A 21,057-nucleotide genomic window follows, 5' to 3' on the forward strand; every position below is an offset into this window, starting at 1 on the left:
CTTCTGTTTACTAAATCCCGTTCGACTTGCATGTGTTAAGCACGCCGCCAGCGTTCGTCCTGAGCCAGGATCAAACTCTCAATTTAATGTTTGTTTGAATCTAGCTTTTCAGCTGACTTTTGCTTTTTTTATTCTCACCGAATTATTGTTTGGTTTGTACTTCTCTCAAAGTATTTACTTTATTTAATTTATTAAGGTTCTATACTCACGAAATATATTTTAAAACGTGATTTTCAAAGTTTATTTGAAGTTCGCGTTTTGTGAGCTAACTATTACATTATACTCTTGTATTTCTTTCTTGTCAAGTGTTTTTTAAATTTTTATTTAATTAAAAAATTCACCGAACAATTGAGTGCTTATATATATTATCAAGTTTGCACTATAATGTCAAGTGAATTTTAAAAATTTTTTACTTTTATTTTACTTTAATAAACTATTACTGCTATGTTTTCTCCTACATCATAATATATGCTTTCTAATAGGTTGGGATTTACTTGTATGTCAGAGTTTTGTTCTGTAGATATTGTGTGTCTGTAAAATCCCAGCGTGTAGTTTTTGGAGTAGCCTTTTATTTTGTTATCTATGTTGTAGATTCCTTTTGGGATTGGTTGTGTGATTTTTATTGGTATACTTTTGTTGATTTTGTAGTTATTGATGTAGTAGAGTGTTTTGTTTTGTTGGTCGATTTCAATGTATTCGTCTTGAATGTCGTTTTTGAGTCTTGACTTCGCTTTTTTTGAATACACTGGTTCTATTGTTTTATCTTCTGCATCATCTAGTGTGAATTTTATGAGTTCGACTGTTTTGTGTTTGTCGATTTCCCAGCCGTAGTCTGTTGCGTTGAGTGTGAGTGTTTTGTTTTCTGCTGTTTTTATTGTGTGTGGTTTGTTGTAAGTGTCTGTTTCTTTTTTCAAATCGTCTACGTAGCGTTCGATTTCACTGTCTTTATATACGAATCCTTGCTTTTCATCAAAGTCCATCATGTCGCGAAGTTGTGCGCCTTTTAGTTTATGGATTGTGTCGTTGAAATCAAAGCTTATTTCGATGTCTTTGAGTTTGTTGAGTTTGTTTTTGGCACGTATGATGTTCCAGTCGTTTGCGTAGACTTTTGGTTTGATGTATTCGTTTTTGAGGGTGACGATCTCTTTTTGTTCTAATAGTGATTTTTTGATTGTGTCTTTTAGTTTATTTGTATCTATTTCGTTTCCGATTTCTTCTGGTATTATTGTGTATTCGTCATCCAAGTAACTGATGTATGCGTTGTACGATTTCTTGGCGTTTTTGTTGAGTTTTGCTTGGTAGATTTTCTTGTTGAGTTTATCTTCGTCGATTGTGTAGTCGAAATTGATGTTGTATTTTTTGGTGTCGAAGAATGACAATGGCCAAGAGAATGGATTTTGTTCGAATTTGAAATCTTCTGGTATTTTTAGGTTGAAATCCACTTCTTTTGCATCTATTACAAGTTTACGGTTGTCTGATGCGTTTATGGTTAGCGTTCTAATGTCTGCATTTCTGTCGACTATTTTGGATTTTTCAACAAAGCTCATGTTGTAGCCGTTGACGTATGTGTTGGGTAGTGCGTAGAATGTAAAGAATGTCGTCCCACTAAAATACACTAGAAATAAGAATAGTATTGTGGTTATGAGTACTCGTTTTTTCATTTGTTTTTCCTTTTCTTTTATGATTAATATTATTGTACTTTTAATTTGAGTATATATCAATGATTGCAATTAAAAAAGCGAGTGTAATCACTCGCCTTTTGATTATCTTGAGTACAACTCAACTATTAATGAGTCTGTAATTTCGATTGGAATTTCTTGTCTTTCAGGAAGTCTTGTCAATGTTACTTTAAAGTTTTCTTCCTTGTCAATGTAAGGTAATGATTGTGCAAAGTTTGTTTCGTAGTTTTCTTTGAACAATTCATTTGATCTTGATTTTTCTTTCAATTCGATTACAGATCCTTCAGCTACTTGGTAAGAAGGGATATCTACTTTTTTACCGTTTACTCTGATTAAACCGTGAGATACCATTTGTCTTGCTTGTCTGATTGATGATGCAAATGAAGCTCTTAGTACTAGGTTGTCTAATCTAGTTTCTAATTGTCTTACCATTACATCCCCTGTTGTAAGACCTTCTTTGTTGTTAAGGGCTTTTTCGAAGTATTTGTGCATTTGTTTTTCGTTTACTCCGTAATATGCTCTTAATCTTTGTTTTTCAAGAAGTTGCATACCATATTCAGTTAACTTCTTGTCGTTTCTTCCAAGTCCTTTACCCATTCTTTTGTTAGCTTTTGGGTGACCGCATACGTTTAGACCTAATCTTCTAGATTGTTTAAATCTAGGTCCCATCATTCTTGCCATTAATATTCATCTCCATTAAAAAATTATTTGCCGCGATAATTTTTTAAGCCAACGCTATTATATCACCTACAAGTTTGTTTTTCAACAATTTTTGCTTAATTTTGTTTTAAATTTTCGATGAATTTAATGTATTGTTTTGCAAGCTCGTTGTCTTTGTTAAGTGTAGCACCTTTTTCAAGGATTGCATCGTCTATTACGACTTCATCTTTTTCAATATTTACAGATACTGCTACTTTTGTTCTTCCATTAGCTCCTACCAATGTAAAGTAGTTATCAAATATGCTCTTTAATCTTTCACCTGTGACATATTTGTCGTGTTCATTCATTAGTTTTGCTAATTCGTTAGCTTCTGCATTTGTAAGTTCTCTTGTAATTTTCTTGCCGTCTTTTGTGTATGTGAATTTAACAGATGTTGCAACGTTTGGGTTGGTTTTGGCTAATTCTTGTTGAATTTGTTTGGATACTGTCTTTTCTCCACCTATTATAGCTATTTGAACGATTTTTGATTTTTCAAGGTATTCTTGTGTTTTTTGTGGAAGTTTGTCTTTTGGTGTAAGAATCAATGGTACATTAAATCTTGCAGCGATTGGGTTTATTGCCAAGCTATCTGCGAATACTTCTCCACTTGTAAGGTATGCTCCTTGTGCGTCTTTGTAGAATTTGTCAGCTATTTTAAGTGATGTTTCGTATCTGTCATTGCCAGCGATTCTTTCGATTACTTGTGGTAATTCTTTTTCTAATGATTTGGATACAGAGTTTTCTCCACCTACGATGTAGCATTTTTTGATTTCGGAATCTTTAAGCGCTTTTTTTGTTACGTCGTTGATTTTATCTTTTTGTACAAATACGATTGGATATCCGTTTTTTGTTGCAAATGCGCCAATACTTAGTGAGTCTGCAAAATTTTCACCGCTTGCTATGATACAAGTGTCTGCGTCTTTGAATTCTTTGATGATTTCGGCATTTGTAGCGTATCTGTCAGTGCCTTTATATGATTTTACTTTGCTTTTTTCTGGTAATAATTGTATTGCTACTTCGTTGCTGATGGATTTTTCGCCGCCGATTTTTACAAAGTATTTTGTTTGTAATCTTTTGATTTCTTGGATTAAACTTTTGTCGGCTTTTATCGCATCAGTTAATAAGATTGGTGCGTTGTATTTTTTAGATAGAACTGTTGCACTTAGTGAATCTGGGAAGTTATTTTGATTTGCAAGGATAGCAAATTCTGATGTTTTGATGTAGCTTTTAGCTATTTGGATTGATGTGTCAATTCTATCTTTTCCATAAATTCTGGATACTAGGTATTGTTTTGTGCTTTGTGTTTCGGCGTTTGATTTGAGCTTATCAGCTCCCAACAATTCTTTTGTATTAGCATCTACGTATACTTTTGTTCCTTCGTATTCAAATACGTAGGAAACTTTTAAGCCTTTGTTTTGTGTGAATTTAGTTGGCAATTTATCAATATCTACCACAGTAGTTTCTGATTTTACTTTTGTTTCATCAAAATCTTTGATACCTTTTAATTTTTCTATCGCAACTTTCTTTGCATCTTCAATCTTTATTGTAGGTTTTTTGGTAACTTCAAAGTCTCCAATTTTGTTGAATGTTTTAAGTTCATTTGTTTTCTTGTCAAATGATACTGTTATAATGTTGTATGGGTTTTTGACGTTATATGGATTTTCTTTTTCAAATACTACCTTGTATCCATTATCGAGTATGTCTTGTTGGTCGACTAGTTTGTATTCTTTAGGAATGTATCCGTCTTTTTGAAGCTTAGATATTGTGCTGTTTAAGTAATCTTCGAATTTGTCGTCTGATTTTCCTGAGAATAGCTTTTCTGTACTAGAAAGTGCATCAATTCCAATAAGTTTTCCTTCTTTGTCAAATTTCAAAGTGATTCCATTTTGTAATTTGATTTCATCTTTTAAATTTGATTTGTCGATTGATTGATCGATTTTTAGACCAAGTTTTTTGATTGCATCTAACTTTTGGGTTTCATTTGCAGCAAATGAGTTTGTCGATAACAACAATGCAGATAAAGTCAGTGCAGCTACTAGTTTTTTGTTCATAGGTTCCTCCCAATAAATTTTTAGAATATTTTATTATTTGCTAATAAATTAATCTTAATTTTATTATAATCCTATGGTTTTATTTTTACAATTGTGCATAAAAAAAATAACTAAGCTAATGCTTAGTTATTTTCTATTTGTCAGCTTTCACTGTTTCTTTTTCATTTGAGGATTCTTTTTTTGTGTAATCTACTAATTCAAGTATACACATTTCAGAACCGTCTCCTCTACGAGGTCCTAATTTTAAGATTCTAGTGTATCCACCTTGTCTGTCAGCATAAACTGGTGCGATTTCTTCAAACAATGTGTATACAACGTCTTTTTTGTATATATATTTAAGAGCTTCTCTTCTAGAGCTCAAATCACCTTTTTTACCAAGTGTAATCATCTTTTCAGCTTCTCTTCTAACTTCTTTTGCACGAGTAACTGTTGTTTCGATTTTTCCATTTTCGAACAATGATTGAACTAGGTTTCTTAACATTGCTGTTCTGTGATCAGTTCTTCTACCTAATTTTCTTAAGTTAGCCAATGTCTATCCTCCTTTATTCGTCTTTTATTTCTTGTTTAAATGCAAGGCCCATTTCTTGAAGTTTTTCTTCAACTTCGTCTAAGGATTTTTTACCAAAGTTCTTTATCTTCATCATTTCTGCTTTTGTATGAGATACGATATCTCCTACAGTATTGATATTAGCTCTTTTCAAACAGTTGAATGATCTTAATGAGAAATCTAATTCTTCGATATTGATGCCCATTTGAGTTTCTTTATCTTTTTGATTGTCTTCGTCGTCACTGTTTGTATTACACTCGTAGTTAGGTAATTCACTGAATAATTCCAGGCAATTGATTAGGATGTTGCTTCCTTCGCTTAAGGCATCTTGTGGTCTAATTGTTCCATTAGTCCACACTTCTATTGTAAGCTTATCGTAATCAATTACTTGGCCAACTCTGGCATTATCTACTGTGAAATTAACCTTTTTCACAGGGCTAAACAGTGAGTCAATGGCGATATCTCCTATAATATCTTCATCTGTTTTGTTAAATTCAGATATTTTGTAGCCTTTTCCGTTGATAACTGTGATTTGCATTTCTAATGAAGCATCTTCATTTAGTGTTGCAATGTAGTGATCTGGGTTTTTAACTTCCAAATCAGTATCAACTAAAATATCCTTAGCTGTTAGAACACATGGACCTTTTATGTCTACATTTAATGATATAGGTTCTTCATTGTATTTCTTTACAGCGATACCTTTTAAATTCAAAATTATTTCAGGTACGTCTTCTTTGACACCTTTAATCGTAGACATTTCATGAGCTACACCTTGGATATTTATCTTTGATATAGCAGCTCCTGGTAATGATGATAATAAAACTCTTCTGAGAGAGTTTCCTAGAGTAGTTCCATATCCCCTTTCCAGTGGCATTATGACAAATTTACCGTAATTATTTTGTTCATCTAATTCAACGATTTTTATTTTAGTATCTAATTGTTCAGTCATAAATACAGCCTCCTTCGACAAGTCCTATCAGGAAATCCTGAATTAAGCCTATGTGTTATACTCTTCTCTTCTTTGGTGGTCTACAACCGTTGTGAGGGATTGGAGTTACATCTTTAATAGAGCTAACTTCAAGTCCAGAAGCTTGCAAACTTCTAATTGCAGATTCTCTTCCTGAACCTGGTCCTTTTACATAAACTTCAACAGTTTTTAATCCGTGTTCCATTGCTTTTTTAGCAGCTTCTTCAGCAGCTTGTTGTGCAGCGTATGGAGTTGATTTTCTAGATCCTCTGAATCCTAATTGTCCAGCAGAAGCCCAGCTTAATACGTTACCGTTAAGGTCAGTTAAACATACCATAGTGTTGTTGAATGTAGAAGAAATGTGTGCTTGACCTTTTTCAATATTCTTTTTTACTCTTTTTTTACCGCGAACGTTACGTTTTGCGCCTTTAGTTTTTAGTGCCAATTAATTTCCCCCTCTCTATGCTTGTTTTCTAGGACCCTTACGAGTTCTTGCGTTGTTCTTTGTATGTTGTCCTCTTACTGGAAGGCCTTTTTTGTGTCTTGATCCTCTGTAGCAGTTGATTTCTTTTAATCTCTTGATGTTCATTGCTACATCACGACGTAAATCCCCTTCAGTAAGATAGTTATCTAATTCATTTCTGATATCAGATAATTCAGATTCTGTTAAATCTTTTACTCTTGTGTCAGGATTGATTCCTAATTTAGCTAAGATTTTATTTGATGATTGTCTACCTATTCCATAAATTGCAGTTAGTCCAATTTCTACACGTTTGTCATTTGGTAAGTCGACACCTTGAATTCTTGCCATTTATACCTCCTACTAACCTTGTCTTTGTTTGTGTTTAGGGTTATCGCAAATAACCATAACACGACCTTTTCTTTTTATAATCTTGCACTTTTCGCACATTTTTTTAACTGATGGTCTTACTTTCATTGCTTAACCTCCGTTTATTTCTTTCTCCATGTTATTCTTCCACGATTCAAATCGTATGGTGATAATTCAACCGTTACCTTGTCTCCTGGAAGAATTCTTATATAATTCATTCTTAATTTGCCTGAAATATGAGCTGTTATTACATGGCCATTTTGAAGTTCTACCTTAAATACCGTATTAGGAAGAGCATCTACTACTGTTCCTTCTAATTCAATAACTTCTTTGGACATCCTTGTCTTGATCCTCCTTTTTTAAATTGTTTAACATATATCTTAGTTTCTTATCTGTTAAATTCTCTAATTGCAACTTTTTGTTGTATTTTTGAAGATGTTTAATCTTCTTTTTCTTTGGTTTTTCGATTTTACGTTGTTTTCCATCTACTACCAATACATAAGAATCGTCAAGAATTTCCAAAACCATTTGTAGTTTGCCCATATCACGACCACAAGTACTTAAAACAACTTGTCCTGTTTCAAGTTTGTTGTATTGGCTCATTAATTCTAACCTTTTTTTAATTCTGTTACTAACTTATTAGTGATTTCATCTATTGGAAGAGTTCCGTCAACTGTGAATACTAAATCTTGTTTGTTGTAGAAGTCTACTAAAGGTTTAGTTTGTGAATCGTAAACTTTAATTCTGTCTAGTACAGTTTGTTCTTTGTCGTCTTCTCTTTGGATTACTGGAGTTTGGCATACATCACATATCCCTTCAACTTTTGTTGGGTTGTTGTCGATGTGATAGCTTGCACCACAGTTTGGACATACACGTCTTCCTGAAAGTCTTTTTACAAGAGAATCTTTGTCAACGTCTATGTTTAATACGCGGTCTAGTTTCAATCCTCTTTTAGCTAGTCCTTCATCAAGGGCTTCGGCTTGAGGAATTGTTCTTGGGAATCCGTCAAGTAAGAATCCGTTTTTGCAATCTTCTTGATCTAATCTGTCCCAAACTATTTCTATTGTTAATTCATCAGGTACAAGTTTTCCTTCTGCAAGTAAGCCTTCAACTTTTTGACCTAGTTCTGTCTTTTCTTTGATATTTTTTCTGAAAATATCACCTGTTGAAATGTGAGGAATATCAAATTCTTCAATAACTCTTTTAGCTTGAGTTCCTTTACCTGCTCCCGGAGGTCCTAATAATATTAATCTCATTATAAACTCCTTACTTCAAAAATCCTTTATAGTGTTTCATAGTTAGCATACTTTCCATTTGTTTTACAGTATCTAATACTACACCTACTACGATGATGATTGATGTACCACCGAATAGGATTTGTATTCCTATAGCTTTTGATATTAGCATTGGTGCTGATGCTACTAACGCTAATATGATTGCGCCTATAAATGTTACTCTATCAGAAATTTTCTTTAGATACATGCCTGTTGGTTTACCAGGTCTAATTCCCATAATGAATCCGCCATATTGTTGCAAGTTCTTAGCGTATTCAACAGTATTGAACTGAATTGCTGAGTAGAAGAATGCGAATATTATAATCAATAACATGTTTACTATTGAAAAGATAACTAACCCTGATGTTGTTTGTACTGTGAATATGTGGGCTAACCATAATGGCATGTCTTTTCCGAATAATAATGCTATTGTTTGTGGTAATTGTAAGATTGCTGATGCAAAGATTACTGGCATTACACCACCCATATTAACTTTGATTGGAATATGAGTTGATTGACCACCATACATTTTTCTTCCTACTACTCTTTTAGCGTATTGTACAGGAATTCTTCTTTCACCTTGGTTAATTAATACCACTACTACTAATATTATAATCGCTATTAGTACAAAAAGTAATATTTTCCACCAAGATAGCATTCCTTGTCTAGATTGATAAATCATTGTACCGATTTGTCTTGGCATATTTGAAATGATACCTATGAAAATCAAGATTGAAATTCCGTTACCGATACCTCTTTCAGTAATCATTTCTCCTAGCCATACTAGAAACATTGATCCTGCTACCAAGCTTATTAGTATAACAAATCCTGTTAAAAAGCTTTTGTCTACGATTGCTCTGTTAAATAAACCATTAACTGTAGCATATCCTTGAATGAATGCCAAAATTATACTACAGATTTTAGTGTATTTACCCATTCTCTTCTTTCCTTCTTCACCTTCACGAGTAAGCTCTCCTAATCTAGGAAATGCTACTGTTAAAAGTTGAAGAATGATTGAAGCGGTAATGTAAGGGTATATTGAAAGAGCAAATATGCTCATTTGTCTCAATGATCCCCCACTCAATAGGTTCAATAAAGAAACTATTCCGCCTTCTTGACCGCTCATTATTTGTTTGATAATGGCCTTATCCATAAAAGGAACCGGTATTGCATTACCTAATCTAAAAACTACAATCATTAGTAGAGTAAAGCCGATTCTTTTACGAATGTCTAAAACCTTCCATGCGTCTTTTAAGGTTTTAAGCATCTTAAATCACCTCTACCTTTCCTCCGGCTTTTGTAATTTTTTCTTCAGCTGATTTAGTAAATTTATTAGCTTTTATAGTTAATTTCTTAGTTAATTCTCCGTCACCTAAAATCTTAACGCCGTCTTTTGCCTTAACTGGCTTAAAGAATCCTGCGTTTGCTAGGATTTCTGGTGTTATTTCGTCTCCATCTTCAAAACAATTTAAGTCTCTGATGTTGATTTCAGCGTATTGTTTTGCGAAGTGGTTTTTGAAGCCTCTCTTAGGAAGTCTTCTGAATAAAGGCATTTGACCCCCTTCAAATCCTGGTCTTACGCCTCCGCCTGATCTTGAGTTTTGTCCGTCTCTACCACGTCCAGCATTGTGTCCTAATCCTGAACCGTAACCTCTACCAACTCTTTTTCTTGCTTTTACTTCTCCACCTTTAGCAGGTCTTAAGTTGTGTAATTTCACTATAACACCTCCTACTTAACTTCTTCTACGTCAACCATGAATGCAATGTGTCTAATCATTCCACGAATTGCATCATTGTCTTCTTTGATTACTGATTGTCCGATTTTATGAAGTCCAAGGGCTTCACAAGTTCTAATGTGTTTTTCAATTCTACCGATTTTGCTCTTTTTAAGAGTGATCTTTAATTTACTCACTTAAAAGCCCTCCTTATTTTAAAATTTCTTCTACAGACTTTCCTCTTAATTTAGCTACTTGTTCAGCTGTCTTAAGTGATTTAAGTCCTTCTACAGTTGCATTAACAATGTTTTGAGGGTTTGATGTTCCCAATGATTTAGAACGAACGTCTTTGATACCAGCTAATTCACATACCGCACGAACTGGCCCTCCGGCGATAACTCCAGTACCTTCTCCAGCTGGTTTTAATAATACTCTACCAGCTCCAAATATTCCTGTTACTTGGTGAGGAATAGTTGTGTTTACGATAGGAACTGTGAAGATGTGCTTTTTAGCATCTTGGCTAGCTTTTCTAATAGCTTCTGGTACTTCTTGTGCTTTACCAATACCAACACCAACGTGTCCGTTTTTATCTCCAACTACTACAAGGGCTGCGAATCTAAAGTTTCTACCACCCTTAACAACCTTAGCTACACGGTTAATATTTACAACTCTTTCTTCTAATTCTAAACCTTCTATTTCTTTATTTAAAAGTTCCAATACTAAATACCTCCCTTGCACTAAAATTTAAGTCCGGCGCTTCTAGCACCTTCAGCTAATTCTTTAACTTTTCCGTGATATAAATATCCAGATCTGTCAAATACGCATTGTTCAATGCCTTTGTCGATAGCTCTCTTACCGATTAATTCACCAACAAGTTTTGCAGCTTCCATGTTAGATTTTGATTCGCCTTTGTAATCTTTATCTAATGTAGATGCAGCTACTAATGTGTTGTGGTTAACATCATCGATTAATTGTGCATAGATGTTAGTATTAGACTTGAATACGCATAATCTTGGTTTTTCAGAAGTTCCTGTAAGGTTCTTACGAATACGTAGATGTCTTTTAACTCTATTTGCGTTTTTATCAATTTTCTTAAACATACCTTACTCCTTTCCTACTTACCTGTTTTACCGACTTTACGTCTAATATGTTCATCTTCATATCTGATACCTTTGCCTTTGTATGGTTCAGGTCCTCTTAAGTCTCTGATTTTTGCAGCATAGTTACCAACTTGTTGTTTGTTGATACCACTGATAACTAATGTGTGTTGTTCTGGAACTTCAACTGATATTCCTTCTGGATCTTCTTTTTCAATTGTGTGTGAATATCCCAAGTTTAACACTAATTTTTTACCTTGTTTTGCTGCTCTATAACCAGTACCTTCTATAATTAAAGTTTTCTTATATCCTTCAGTAACACCTTCAATCATGTTAAAAACAAGAGTTCTTGTTAAACCATGAAGTGATTTGTGTCTTTTAATGTCTGAAGGTCTTGAAACTGTGATTGTATTATCTTCTACTTTGATAATCATTTCCTTTGGCATTTGTTCAACTAATTCACCTTTTGGTCCTTTTACAGTACACAAATTGTCTTCAGCTATTTTTACTTCAACGCCATTAGGAATTTCAATTGGTTTTAATCCAATTCTTGACATGGTCAAACCTCCTTATAATGTTTGTGTTACCATACGTAACAAATTACTTCTCCACCAATACCTTCTTTTCTAGCAACTTTATCAGTTACAAGGCCTTTTGATGTAGAGACAATAGCAATACCAAGTCCGCCTAAAACCTTAGGAACTTCATTTGCTCTGGCATAGACACGAAGTCCAGGTTTAGATATTCTCTTGATACCTGAAATTACTTTTTCTTCGTTAGGACCATATTTTAAATCTATTGTAATGATTCCTTGTTTACCATCATCAGTAACATTGAAACCATCGATAAATCCTTCATCTAATAAAATTTGTGCTATTGATTTTTTGATATTAGATGCAGGAACTTCAACAACTTTATGTTTCGCATTAACTGCGTTTCTTATTCTTGTTAGCATATCTGCTATAGGATCAGTCATCATAAAAGCTTCCTCCTTCCTTTCTTACCAGCTTGCTTTTCTTACGCCAGGGATTTCGCCTTTATAAGCCAATTCTCTAAAGCATATACGGCAGATGCCATATTTCTTTAAATATCCGTGAGGTCTACCACAAATTTTGCATCTGTTATATTCTCTTGTGCTAAACTTTGCAGGTCTTTTTTGTTTTGCGATCATTGATTTTTTAGCCACTAAAACTCCTCCTTATTTCTTAAATGGCATTCCCATTTTGTCTAATAATTCCTTAGCTTCTTCGTCAGTGTTTGCAGTAGTAACGACCACAATATCCATACCTCTAATTTGATCTACCATATCGTATTCAATTTCAGGGAATATTAATTGTTCTTTGATACCTACAGCATAGTTTCCTCTACCATCGAATGATTTAGAAGAAATACCTCTAAAGTCTCTTACACGTGGAAGAGAAATGTTCATAAATTTATCTAAGAAATCATACATTTTTTCACCACGTAATGTAACTTTAACACCAACATTCATTCCTTCTCTAAGTTTGAAGTTAGCGATAGATTTTCTTGCTTTTGTTACAATTGGGTGTTGTCCTGTAATTGTTTCTAATTCTTTAACTGCGCTTTCGATAGCTTTAGGATTTTCTTTTGAAGAACCTAAACCCATGTTAAGCACGATTTTTTCCAATCTTGGAACTTGCATGATGTTTTCATATTTGAAACGTTCAACCAAGAAAGGAACAACTTCATTTGTATATTTTTCTTTTAATCTGGAAGTCAAGTTTATACCCTCCTTATGTTACTTAATAGTTTCGTTGTTAGATTTCATAAATCTAACTTTCTTACCGTCTTCAAACTTGTAACCTAATCTTGTGCCTTTCTTGTTTTTAGCATCATAATACATTACGTTTGAAACATCAATCGGAGCTTCTTTTTTGATTAGTCCGCTTTCAACACCACGTCCGTTAGCTTTTTGGTGTTTAGTAACTATGTTAACTCCTTCTACTACTACTCTATTTTGTTTGGCTAATACTTCAATAACATTTCCAGTCTTTCCTTTGTCTTTACCAGAAATAACTATTACAGTATCTCCATTTTTAATCTTCATATCTCTTTACACCTCCAATTATAACACTTCAGGTGCCAATGAGATTATTTTCATGAAGTTATTGGCTCTCAATTCACGAGTTACTGAACCAAAAATTCTTGTTCCCACTGGATTTTTATCATCTTTTATAATTACAGCTGCGTTATCGTCAAATCTGATGTAACTTCCATCAGCTCTTCCCAATGGTTTAGTTGTTCTTACGATAACAGCTTTTACTACATCACCTTTTTTAACCATACCGCCCGGTTGTGCAGATTTAACTGAGCAAACTACGATGTCTCCGATAGCTGCGTACTTTCTTTTAGTACCACCTAAAACTCTTATTACTAGTAGTTCTTTTGCACCAGAGTTATCTGCAACTCTCAAACGACTTTCTTGTTGAATCATAAAATTCTCCTTTCGTAATAAGAATTACTTAGCTTTTTCTATAACTTCTACAAGTCTCCAGTTCTTTGTTTTAGAAAGAGGTCTTGTTTCCATTATTTTAACTTTATCGCCGATACCAGCAATGTTTTCTTCATCGTGTGCTTTAAATTTAGTTGTTTTTCTTAATTGTTTACCGTATTTAGGATCTTTGACAAGTGTCTTAACTTCTACAACAATTGACTTATCCATCTTATCTGAAACAACTATACCAACTATGGTTTTTCTCATATTTCTTTCCATAATTGTTAAGCCTCCTTACCAATGTTTAGCTCACGTTCTCTAATAATAGTTTTAATACGAGCTATATCTTTTTTTACAAGTCCTATCATCATAGGGTTTTCTAATTGCCCAGTAGCTAATTGAAAACGTAGATTAAACAATTCACTTTTAGATTGTTCTAATTGTTTTTGTAAATCTTGATCTGATAGATTACGAATTTCTTTAGTTTTCATCAGCTTCACCGTCCTTTTCTCCGAACTCTTCACGAGTTATAAATTTAGTTTTGATAGGTAGTTTGTGTTGAGCAAGTCTCATAGCTTCACGTGCTACATCTTTAGGAACACCTGCCATTTCAAATAATACTCTACCTGGTTTAATTACTGCTACCCAATATTCCGGAGCTCCTTTACCTGAACCCATACGAATACCGATAGGCTTCTTTGACACTGGCTTATCTGGGAAAACTTTAATCCAGATGTTACCGCCTCTTTTTATATATCTTGTCATAGCACGACGTGCTGCTTCTATTTGATTAGCTGTTAACCAACAAGAACCTAACGCTTGTATACCATAATCACCGTAAGTTAAAGTATTGCCTTTTAATGCTTTACCTTTCATTCTGCCTCTGTGAACTCTACGGTATTTTACTCTTTTAGGCATTAACATAGAATATTTCCTCCTCTCGAATTAGTTTTTAGCTGCTTGTGATTTACCTTTTCTGTTATTGTTTCTTCTTTTTCTGTTTTTGTCATTTTTTTTGTTTTTGTAAACAGGTAAATCTTCTTCTGTCATACCAGGTAACATTTCACCTTTGTATAACCAAACTTTAACACCAAGCTTACCATAAGTTGTGTCTGCTTCTGCAAATCCATAGTCGATTGCAGCTCTTAGAGTTTGAAGAGGAATAGTTCCTTCGCTGTATCCTTCGCTTCTTGCCATATCAGCTCCACCAAGTCTACCAGAAACCATAGTCTTAATACCCAAAGCTCCTGCTCTCATGCTTCTTTGCATTGTTTGTTTCATTGCACGTCTGAAAGAAATACGTCTTTCTAATTGACTTGCGATGTTTTCTGCAACTAATTGTGCATCTAAGTCTTGGAACTTAATTTCTTCTACATTTATGATTAATTTCTTACCTGTTAATTTTTCTAATTTATTTTTTAATTCTTCAACGCCAGCACCTTGACGGCCAATAACCATACCAGGTTTAGCTGTGTTGATAGTTACTTTAATTTTGTTTGATGCTCTTTCGATGGCTATACTGCTAATACCAGCGCTGAAAGATTCTTTCTTGATTAGTTCACGAATTTTGTGATCTTCTACTAAATAATCACTAAAATCTTTTTTATCTGCAAACCATCTTGAATCCCAGTCTTTGATAACACCAACTCTTAATCCTTTAGGATTAACTTTTTGACCCATCAGACTCCTCCTTATAATTCTCTTTCTTCTACAACTACGCCAACATGACTTGATCTTTTAAGGATTGGATAAGCCATTCCTTTAGCTTTTGGTCTCCATCTTTTCATTACTGGAGCATTATTAGCGTATGCTTGTGATACAAAAAGATCTTCTCTGTTTAATCCAAAATTGTGTTCTGCGTTTGCAATTGCTGAATTTAGCACTTTTTCTAAAATTCTAGCACCTTTTTTAGGAGTGAATTTCAATATAGCAAGGGCTTCATCAACTTGTTTACCTCTAATTTCTTTGCATATAAAGTTAACTTTTAGAGGAGAAATACGTACATATTTCGCTATAGCTTTAGCTTGCATTGTCATACCTCCTTATATTAATTACGAACCTTACTCGTTTTTTCGTTTTTAATGTGACCTTTGTATGTTCTTGTAGGAACAAATTCTCCTAATTTATGACCAACCATATCGTCAGTAATATAAACAGGTACATGCTTTCTTCCATCGTGAACTGCAATTGTGTGACCTACGAAGTTAGGGAATATTGTAGAACGACGAGACCAAGTTTTAATAATCTTCTTTTCATCGTTTTTGTTAAGTTCTTCCACTTTCTTCATTAAGTGTTCATCGCAGAAAGGTCCTTTTTTAAGTGATCTACTCATTCTATCCCTCCGTTATTTCTTTCTTCTTCTTACAATGTACTTATTAGACTTTTTGTTTTTCTTACGAGTCTTAAGTCCAAGTGCTGGTTTACCCCATGGAGTTGAAGGAGCTGGTCTACCGATTGGTGCTCTACCTTCACCACCACCGTGAGGGTGATCTACTGGGTTCATTGCTGAACCTCTAACGTAAGGTCTCTTACCTAAGTGTCTGTTACGTCCAGCCTTACCGATTGTAACCAATTCGTGAGAGATATTTCCAACTTGACCTACAGTAGCTTTACAGTCAAGGTGAATTAATCTAAATTCTCCTGATGGTAATCTTAATTGTGCAAATTTACCTTCTTTAGCCATAAGTTGTGCTTCAGCACCAGCTGTTCTAACTAATTGAGCTCCTTTGCCAACTTTCATTTCAATGTTGTGAACTGTAGTACCTACTGGAATGTTTCTCAATGGAAGAGCATTACCAGGTACGATATCTACATCAGCACCACTTTCAACTACATCTCCAACTTTTAAACCTTGTGGTTGGATGATGTATCTCTTTTCACCATCTTCATATTGTAACAAAGCGATGTTTGCTGTTCTGTTTGGATCGTATTCGATTGATTTAACAACAGCTTTAATACCATCTTTGTTTCTTTTAAAATCTATAATTCTATATTTTCTCTTAGCTCCGCCGCCTCTGTGACGAATAGTTACTCTACCATAAGAGTTTCTTCCGCCAGATTTGTTTAAGCTAACAGTTAATGATTTTTCAGGAGTAGTTTTTGTGATTTCATCAAATGATAAAACACTCATACCACGTACACCGGCAGAAGTCGGTTTATATTTTTTTATTGCCATGTTTTTACCCCCTTAATTACATTCCTTCGAAAAATTCAATTTCTTTTGAATCTTCTGTTAATGCAACTATAGCTTTCTTCCAATCAGATCTCTTACCACTGTGAGCGCCCATTCTCTTAACTTTTCCTTTAACGTTCATAGTGTTAACAGATTTTACTTTAACATCAAAAATCTTTTCGATAGCGTTTCTGATTTCTATTTTATCCGCATTTTTATCTACTTTGAATACATATTTCTTTTCTTCCATTTTTCCCATAGAATCTTCAGAAATAATTGGTTTCAAAATAATATCATATGGTGATTTCATTATTGAAACACCTCCTCAAGAATTTTAACAGCATCAGTTGTAATAACTAATGAGTTGTATTTCAAACAATCATATACATTGATTAATCTAGCTTCACAAATAGCTACATTTTCAATGTTTCTAAATGATCTGTAAAGTGTATCATCATTTTTATCAACAACTACTAAAGCTTTCTTGTCTGCTTTAATATTCTTTAATACTTCAACAGCTTTTTTAGTGCTAATAGCATCTAAGCTTAATTTATCTAAAACGATCATTTCATTGTCATTAACTTTGTCAGTTAATACTGATTTGATTGCAAGTCTTCTAACTTTCTTAGGAACAGCGTAGCTATAATCTCTAGGCTTTGGAGCGAATACTACCCCACCACCTCTCCATTGTGGAGATCTGATAGATCCTTGTCTTGCTCTACCTGTACCTTTTTGTCTCCAAGGCTTCTTTCCTCCACCTCTTACCTCACTACGAGTTTTAGCAGATTGTGTGCCTTGTCTTTTATTAGCAAGTTGATTTCTAACTACTTCGTAAACAACGTGCTCATTAACATCAACGCCGAAAATGGCTTCATTTAATTCTAATTCTCCAACATTTTCTCCTTGTTGGTTTAAAATTTGAACTTTAGGCATGTTTCATCCTCCTTCCTATTTTGACTTAATAGCTTCTCTAACAGTAACTACTCCACCTTTGTTTCCTGGAACAGCTCCCTTAATAAGAAGTAAGTTTCTTTCATTGTCAACTTTAACAATTTTCAAGTTTTGAACAGTTACACGGTCGTGACCCATCTTTCCAGAACCTTTACGTCCTTTGAAAACTCTTGCTGGATAAGATCCGGCACTTCTTGCACCTGCAACTCTGTGTGATTTAGAGCCGTGTCCCATAGGTCCTCTTGAATAGTTGTGTCTAACTATTGCACCTTGAGTTCCCTTACCTTTTGAAATACCGATAACATCCACAACGTCTCCGTCTTGGAAAATATCTAATTTGATTTCATCGCCAAGGTTAAATTGTTCGTCATCATTAATTTTGAACTCTCTTAAGTGTTTCTTGAATGAAACGCCTGCTTTGCCAAAATGACCTCTCATTGGTTGGTTTACATGTTTTTCTTTCTTTTCAATGTAACCAACTTGAATTGCGTTATATCCTTCTTTTTCTTTAGTTTTGATTTGTGTAACAACCATTGGACCCGCTTCAATGACAGTTACTGGAACAACACTACCGTCTTCGTTGAAGATTTGAGTCATTCCGATTTTTTTACCTAAAATACTCTTCATTGAGTACACCTCCTATAGTGTGATATCCACATTAAAATTTACTTACAGCGGATTGCTTTACAATCATACTAAGATTAAAGTTTAATTTCGATATCTACGCCGGCAGGAAGGTTAAGCTTTTTAAGCGCTTCCAATGTCTTTGCGTTAGGATTAATGATATCGATTAATCTCTTATGTGTTCTTTGTTCGAACTGTTCTCTTGAGTCTTTGTATTTGTGAACAGCTCTTAAGATTGTAATAACTTCTTTTTCTGTTGGCAACGGAATAGGACCTGAAACTTTAACGTCAGTTCTCTTAGCTGCCTCAACGATTTTTTGAGCTGATTGATCGATTAATTCGTGATCATAAGCTCTTAGTCTGATTCTGATTTTTTGATTTGCCATTTAGGCACCTCCTCTAAATTTTTGAAGAAGCGTCTTGCTGGGTTATGTTCATACACCCTCCCGGGTGTACAGTGACCTAAAATTTAAAAAACTTTTTTAAAAAGTTTAACCCATCGCCCTAATCTTGTAGGACTTCTCGGTGAAAATTACCTCGGAAGATTAATCACGTTTCCCGAGCAACCTTCCACTTCTACGCTTACTAACTTTAGGCACAACTGGTATTATACATTGTCTATACAACAATGTCAACACTTTTTTGAAGTTTTTTTGTAAAATTTCAATATTTTTACGAAAAATTTGTTTCCTTCCTTATTATATAATAAAAGCACGTGGAATAAAATGAGTTTCGGGAGATTTTTTTATAGATTTTCGCTTGCTAAGCGTATCTCAAAAACAAAAATAATTTAGCACGAATATCTGTCTCCAAAAATAGACAAATTCAAAGCTTGTGAACCTAAAATCTCAAGTGCGAGCTTCGCTCTGGCACGAGTGAGATTTTTTCACGGTTCACTTCGCTAGAATTTGTAGTTATTTTTTACGAATGATATTCTTAGCTAAAACTATTTTTGTTTTTATTGCTAAGAAGTGTCGTCAGTAATTTTCGGTAACATTTTTCGTTTTAACTTGCGACAAATTTTCATCCAACAATTTTCGTTTTAACTTTCAACAAAGTGTTGTTAATAATTTTTTTAATATTTAGTGAATAATATTCTTTAAATCTGGGTATATAAAGTATATCAACAATTTAAGGAGGTGTTAGTATGGTAGAAGAAAAGAAATCAGTTGATTGGATGTCTCTTATTACAGGTATTTGTTTTATTATAGTTTCATTCATAGCTTTTAAAAATCCATATGCCAGCTTAGCGAGTCTGGTGATTTATTTTGGAATAATTGCAATTGTTAAAGGCGTAGGCGGAGTTTTAATTTATAAAAATATAAAAGATTTTACAAGTCTGAACATAAAATTATTCTTTTGGATAAGCATAATAGATATAATACTTGGCCTCATTCTTGTTTTTAATGTCGAATCTGCTGTATTGATCATTCCGTATGTGTTCTCGATTTGGTTTATTATCGATTCAATCAACGATATTAGTTTCGGAAGATATCTAAGGTTTGTTCCAGGTGGACTTTACCATCTTAATATCATAATTAATATTATTACTTTAATTCTTGGAATTATGATGTTGTACAATCCTTTAAGAGCATCTTTTACGGTTGTATTTTTAATCGGAATGTATTTGACAATATCTGGCGTTAAATATATTGCATATGCTTTCAAACATGAGTATTAAAAAAATCGTCTCAAAATGATGTGTGCCATCTTTACCGGGTCATCCAGTAAGGATGGTACATATCAAAACGAGACGATTTTTTATATTTTAATGTTAACCCATTTACCTTGTCTAAATCTGATTGAATTGAACATGTATCTAGAGAATTGGTCGGAGAAGATTCCTAGCCATATTCCCACGATTCCCATTTCAAACACAGATACAAGGATGTATGTTACTACTGTCCTTATGATTGTTACACTTATGATTGAAGAGATTAATGTGTATTTTACATCACCTGCTGATCTCAAACATCCTCCGTAGATGATTTGTGAGATTTGTAGAAGGACTATTACTGTGATGAATCTTGCGATGATTTCTCCTGTTTCTATGATGGAGAGTTTGTCGAAGAACAAATGGAATATTCCTTTTCCAAATAACAACAATATCAAAGATAGTACAAGAGATATCATAAGTCCTATTCGTTGGCAGACTTTGCCGTAAATCTTGGCGTTTTCTTTCTTGCCAGCGCCAAGGCTTGATCCTGTTAGAACGACTGCTGCAACTTGCATCCCGTCTGCGAACGCAAAACAAATGCTAAGAAGATTCATTCCTACGTTGTGTGCTGCAAATGTGTCAGTTCCTAGTCCTGCTGCCATCAATGCTGTTGTCAAGAATCCGATTCTCATGGCTATATTTTCTACGAACAAATTGGTTCCAAGTTTGACGATACTTGTGAATACTTCAACTGTTGGTTTGATTTTCTTCTTGAAAATGTATTTGATTTGTACGAAACCATCTTTTCTGAAAAGAGATCTGATGCACATAATACTACTTACGACTGTTCCAAGTACTGTTGCAAGCGCTGCTCCTGAAACTTCCATCTTCGGAAAACCAAAATTACCACCTATCAAACAGTAGTTGAAAAATATATTGACAATACTAGACACTAAGTTGGTCGTGAAGGCAATTCTCGTGTTTCCCGATCCTCTTTGTGCTGCATTTATCGCCATGCTAACTACGGAAAAAAGCATTCCACCCATTATTATCCTGAAATAATTCAGTGCATCAGTATGCGTGTCTGAGTTACTTCCTGCAAGTCTCAATATGCTATCTGAAAAATACACCATCAAAGTGCTTATCACAACTGTTAGAACAAGTCCCATGATAATCGCTGTGACAAGTATTCTGTTTGCTCCTTCTTTGTCTTCTTCACCGAGACGTCTGGCTACAAGTGCTGATGTTGCGATGTTTATGGCGAAAAATATCGACAATGCTATAAATTTAGGTTGCGTTGTAAGACCTACTGCCGCTACTGCAGAGCTTCCAATCGAAGA

General features: G+C 34.1%; 35 protein-coding genes and 1 rRNA gene. 1 reads left to right on the forward strand and 35 read right to left on the reverse strand.

Annotated features, from left to right (window positions below):
- The 34 genes from KHW44_RS00805 to rpsJ form a co-directional block, all read right to left on the reverse strand.
- A 16S ribosomal RNA gene (locus tag KHW44_RS00805) occupies positions 1-86 on the reverse strand; the annotation flags it as partial.
- A gap of 339 nt (positions 87-425) precedes the next feature.
- Positions 426-1,661, reverse strand: coding sequence for a peptidoglycan binding domain-containing protein (locus KHW44_RS00810; protein WP_304064748.1), 1,236 nt, complete (start codon positions 1,659-1,661; stop codon positions 426-428).
- A 102-nt stretch (positions 1,662-1,763) separates the two neighbouring features.
- Complete coding sequence (gene rpsD, locus KHW44_RS00815) at positions 1,764-2,360, reverse strand: 30S ribosomal protein S4 (protein ID WP_002836144.1); 597 nt, start codon at positions 2,358-2,360, stop codon at positions 1,764-1,766.
- A 95-nt stretch (positions 2,361-2,455) separates the two neighbouring features.
- Entirely contained in the window at positions 2,456-4,429 is a 1,974-nt protein-coding gene (locus tag KHW44_RS00820; protein ID WP_304064752.1) for a cell wall-binding repeat-containing protein, read from the reverse strand.
- A gap of 133 nt (positions 4,430-4,562) precedes the next feature.
- Positions 4,563-4,958, reverse strand: coding sequence for a 50S ribosomal protein L17 (gene rplQ / locus KHW44_RS00825; protein WP_094223069.1), 396 nt, complete (start codon positions 4,956-4,958; stop codon positions 4,563-4,565).
- Between the two features lie 13 nt (positions 4,959-4,971).
- Positions 4,972-5,925, reverse strand: coding sequence for a DNA-directed RNA polymerase subunit alpha (locus KHW44_RS00830; protein ID WP_304064758.1), 954 nt, complete (start codon positions 5,923-5,925; stop codon positions 4,972-4,974).
- Positions 5,926-5,980: 55 nt separating this feature from the next.
- Positions 5,981-6,388, reverse strand: a complete 408-nt coding sequence (gene rpsK, locus KHW44_RS00835; RefSeq protein ID WP_002836140.1) for a 30S ribosomal protein S11 — start codon at positions 6,386-6,388, stop codon at positions 5,981-5,983.
- Positions 6,389-6,403: 15 nt separating this feature from the next.
- Positions 6,404-6,754, reverse strand: coding sequence for a 30S ribosomal protein S13 (rpsM, locus tag KHW44_RS00840; RefSeq protein WP_002841105.1), 351 nt, complete (start codon positions 6,752-6,754; stop codon positions 6,404-6,406).
- Between the two features lie 12 nt (positions 6,755-6,766).
- Positions 6,767-6,880, reverse strand: coding sequence for a 50S ribosomal protein L36 (rpmJ, locus tag KHW44_RS00845; protein ID WP_002836138.1), 114 nt, complete (start codon positions 6,878-6,880; stop codon positions 6,767-6,769).
- A gap of 14 nt (positions 6,881-6,894) precedes the next feature.
- Positions 6,895-7,110 carry a translation initiation factor IF-1 gene (gene infA / locus KHW44_RS00850; RefSeq protein WP_094208007.1) on the reverse strand — a complete coding sequence of 72 codons (216 nt, stop codon included), beginning with the start codon at positions 7,108-7,110 and terminating at the stop codon, positions 6,895-6,897.
- Positions 7,091-7,375: a KOW domain-containing RNA-binding protein gene (locus KHW44_RS00855; protein ID WP_002836136.1), complete on the reverse strand. Its 285-nt coding sequence runs from the start codon at positions 7,373-7,375 to the stop codon at positions 7,091-7,093. The genes infA and KHW44_RS00855 overlap by 20 nt, the downstream gene beginning before the upstream one ends.
- Before the next feature lie 5 nt (positions 7,376-7,380).
- The gene (locus KHW44_RS00860; protein ID WP_094223067.1) at positions 7,381-8,028 is read right to left on the reverse strand and encodes an adenylate kinase; all 648 of its coding nucleotides are present in this window, start codon (positions 8,026-8,028) and stop codon (positions 7,381-7,383) included.
- 10 nt (positions 8,029-8,038) lie between these two features.
- A complete protein-coding gene (gene secY / locus KHW44_RS00865) occupies positions 8,039-9,313 on the reverse strand; it encodes a preprotein translocase subunit SecY (protein WP_094223066.1) in 1,275 nt (424 codons plus the stop codon).
- Position 9,314: 1 nt separating this feature from the next.
- The gene (gene rplO / locus KHW44_RS00870; RefSeq protein WP_002836133.1) at positions 9,315-9,764 is read right to left on the reverse strand and encodes a 50S ribosomal protein L15; all 450 of its coding nucleotides are present in this window, start codon (positions 9,762-9,764) and stop codon (positions 9,315-9,317) included.
- An 11-nt stretch (positions 9,765-9,775) separates the two neighbouring features.
- Positions 9,776-9,958: a 50S ribosomal protein L30 gene (gene rpmD, locus KHW44_RS00875; RefSeq protein ID WP_002836132.1), complete on the reverse strand. Its 183-nt coding sequence runs from the start codon at positions 9,956-9,958 to the stop codon at positions 9,776-9,778.
- Positions 9,959-9,971: 13 nt separating this feature from the next.
- Complete coding sequence (gene rpsE / locus KHW44_RS00880) at positions 9,972-10,478, reverse strand: 30S ribosomal protein S5 (protein WP_002837356.1); 507 nt, start codon at positions 10,476-10,478, stop codon at positions 9,972-9,974.
- A gap of 20 nt (positions 10,479-10,498) precedes the next feature.
- Entirely contained in the window at positions 10,499-10,861 is a 363-nt protein-coding gene (gene rplR, locus KHW44_RS00885; protein ID WP_094208005.1) for a 50S ribosomal protein L18, read from the reverse strand.
- A gap of 14 nt (positions 10,862-10,875) precedes the next feature.
- Positions 10,876-11,415: a 50S ribosomal protein L6 gene (gene rplF / locus KHW44_RS00890; RefSeq protein ID WP_304064773.1), complete on the reverse strand. Its 540-nt coding sequence runs from the start codon at positions 11,413-11,415 to the stop codon at positions 10,876-10,878.
- Positions 11,416-11,441: 26 nt separating this feature from the next.
- A complete protein-coding gene (gene rpsH / locus KHW44_RS00895; protein ID WP_002836125.1) occupies positions 11,442-11,837 on the reverse strand; it encodes a 30S ribosomal protein S8 in 396 nt (131 codons plus the stop codon).
- Positions 11,838-11,858: 21 nt separating this feature from the next.
- Complete coding sequence (locus KHW44_RS00900) at positions 11,859-12,044, reverse strand: type Z 30S ribosomal protein S14 (protein ID WP_002836123.1); 186 nt, start codon at positions 12,042-12,044, stop codon at positions 11,859-11,861.
- Positions 12,045-12,056: 12 nt separating this feature from the next.
- The gene (rplE, locus tag KHW44_RS00905; RefSeq protein WP_002836122.1) at positions 12,057-12,599 is read right to left on the reverse strand and encodes a 50S ribosomal protein L5; all 543 of its coding nucleotides are present in this window, start codon (positions 12,597-12,599) and stop codon (positions 12,057-12,059) included.
- A gap of 18 nt (positions 12,600-12,617) precedes the next feature.
- On the reverse strand, positions 12,618-12,926 hold the full coding sequence (gene rplX / locus KHW44_RS00910) for a 50S ribosomal protein L24 (protein WP_002836121.1): 309 nt from the start codon (positions 12,924-12,926) through the stop codon (positions 12,618-12,620).
- Positions 12,927-12,944: 18 nt separating this feature from the next.
- Positions 12,945-13,313 (reverse strand): 50S ribosomal protein L14, encoded by a 369-nt coding sequence (gene rplN, locus KHW44_RS00915; protein WP_002836120.1) that lies wholly within the window; start codon positions 13,311-13,313, stop codon positions 12,945-12,947.
- Positions 13,314-13,337: 24 nt separating this feature from the next.
- On the reverse strand, positions 13,338-13,592 hold the full coding sequence (gene rpsQ / locus KHW44_RS00920) for a 30S ribosomal protein S17 (protein ID WP_002836119.1): 255 nt from the start codon (positions 13,590-13,592) through the stop codon (positions 13,338-13,340).
- 5 nt (positions 13,593-13,597) lie between these two features.
- A complete protein-coding gene (gene rpmC / locus KHW44_RS00925) occupies positions 13,598-13,804 on the reverse strand; it encodes a 50S ribosomal protein L29 (protein ID WP_002836118.1) in 207 nt (68 codons plus the stop codon).
- On the reverse strand, positions 13,794-14,237 hold the full coding sequence (gene rplP, locus KHW44_RS00930) for a 50S ribosomal protein L16 (RefSeq protein ID WP_094203271.1): 444 nt from the start codon (positions 14,235-14,237) through the stop codon (positions 13,794-13,796). The genes rpmC and rplP overlap by 11 nt, the downstream gene beginning before the upstream one ends.
- Positions 14,238-14,258: 21 nt before the next feature.
- The gene (gene rpsC, locus KHW44_RS00935) at positions 14,259-14,993 is read right to left on the reverse strand and encodes a 30S ribosomal protein S3 (protein WP_094205164.1); all 735 of its coding nucleotides are present in this window, start codon (positions 14,991-14,993) and stop codon (positions 14,259-14,261) included.
- A gap of 11 nt (positions 14,994-15,004) precedes the next feature.
- Positions 15,005-15,343 (reverse strand): 50S ribosomal protein L22, encoded by a 339-nt coding sequence (gene rplV / locus KHW44_RS00940; protein ID WP_002836114.1) that lies wholly within the window; start codon positions 15,341-15,343, stop codon positions 15,005-15,007.
- A 17-nt stretch (positions 15,344-15,360) separates the two neighbouring features.
- Positions 15,361-15,645 (reverse strand): 30S ribosomal protein S19, encoded by a 285-nt coding sequence (gene rpsS / locus KHW44_RS00945; protein WP_002836113.1) that lies wholly within the window; start codon positions 15,643-15,645, stop codon positions 15,361-15,363.
- Between the two features lie 12 nt (positions 15,646-15,657).
- Positions 15,658-16,488, reverse strand: coding sequence for a 50S ribosomal protein L2 (rplB, locus tag KHW44_RS00950; RefSeq protein ID WP_094208003.1), 831 nt, complete (start codon positions 16,486-16,488; stop codon positions 15,658-15,660).
- 16 nt (positions 16,489-16,504) lie between these two features.
- On the reverse strand, positions 16,505-16,795 hold the full coding sequence (gene rplW / locus KHW44_RS00955; protein ID WP_304064790.1) for a 50S ribosomal protein L23: 291 nt from the start codon (positions 16,793-16,795) through the stop codon (positions 16,505-16,507).
- Positions 16,795-17,418 carry a 50S ribosomal protein L4 gene (gene rplD / locus KHW44_RS00960; RefSeq protein ID WP_002836109.1) on the reverse strand — a complete coding sequence of 208 codons (624 nt, stop codon included), beginning with the start codon at positions 17,416-17,418 and terminating at the stop codon, positions 16,795-16,797. The genes rplW and rplD overlap by 1 nt, the downstream gene beginning before the upstream one ends.
- 15 nt (positions 17,419-17,433) lie before the next feature.
- Positions 17,434-18,063 (reverse strand): 50S ribosomal protein L3, encoded by a 630-nt coding sequence (gene rplC / locus KHW44_RS00965; protein WP_002840170.1) that lies wholly within the window; start codon positions 18,061-18,063, stop codon positions 17,434-17,436.
- A gap of 74 nt (positions 18,064-18,137) precedes the next feature.
- Positions 18,138-18,446, reverse strand: a complete 309-nt coding sequence (gene rpsJ / locus KHW44_RS00970) for a 30S ribosomal protein S10 (RefSeq protein WP_002836107.1) — start codon at positions 18,444-18,446, stop codon at positions 18,138-18,140.
- A 761-nt stretch (positions 18,447-19,207) separates the two neighbouring features.
- Here rpsJ and KHW44_RS00975 point away from each other — a divergent pair.
- The gene (locus tag KHW44_RS00975) at positions 19,208-19,741 is read left to right on the forward strand and encodes an HdeD family acid-resistance protein (RefSeq protein ID WP_294684902.1); all 534 of its coding nucleotides are present in this window, start codon (positions 19,208-19,210) and stop codon (positions 19,739-19,741) included.
- 80 nt (positions 19,742-19,821) lie between these two features.
- Here KHW44_RS00975 and KHW44_RS00980 read toward each other — a convergent pair.
- Positions 19,822-21,057: MATE family efflux transporter (locus KHW44_RS00980; protein WP_304064798.1), on the reverse strand; the 1,236-nt coding region annotated here is incomplete at its 5' end.

Source organism: Finegoldia magna (assembly GCF_018371055.1).
Lineage (GTDB): Bacteria > Bacillota > Clostridia > Tissierellales > Peptoniphilaceae > Finegoldia > Finegoldia magna_I.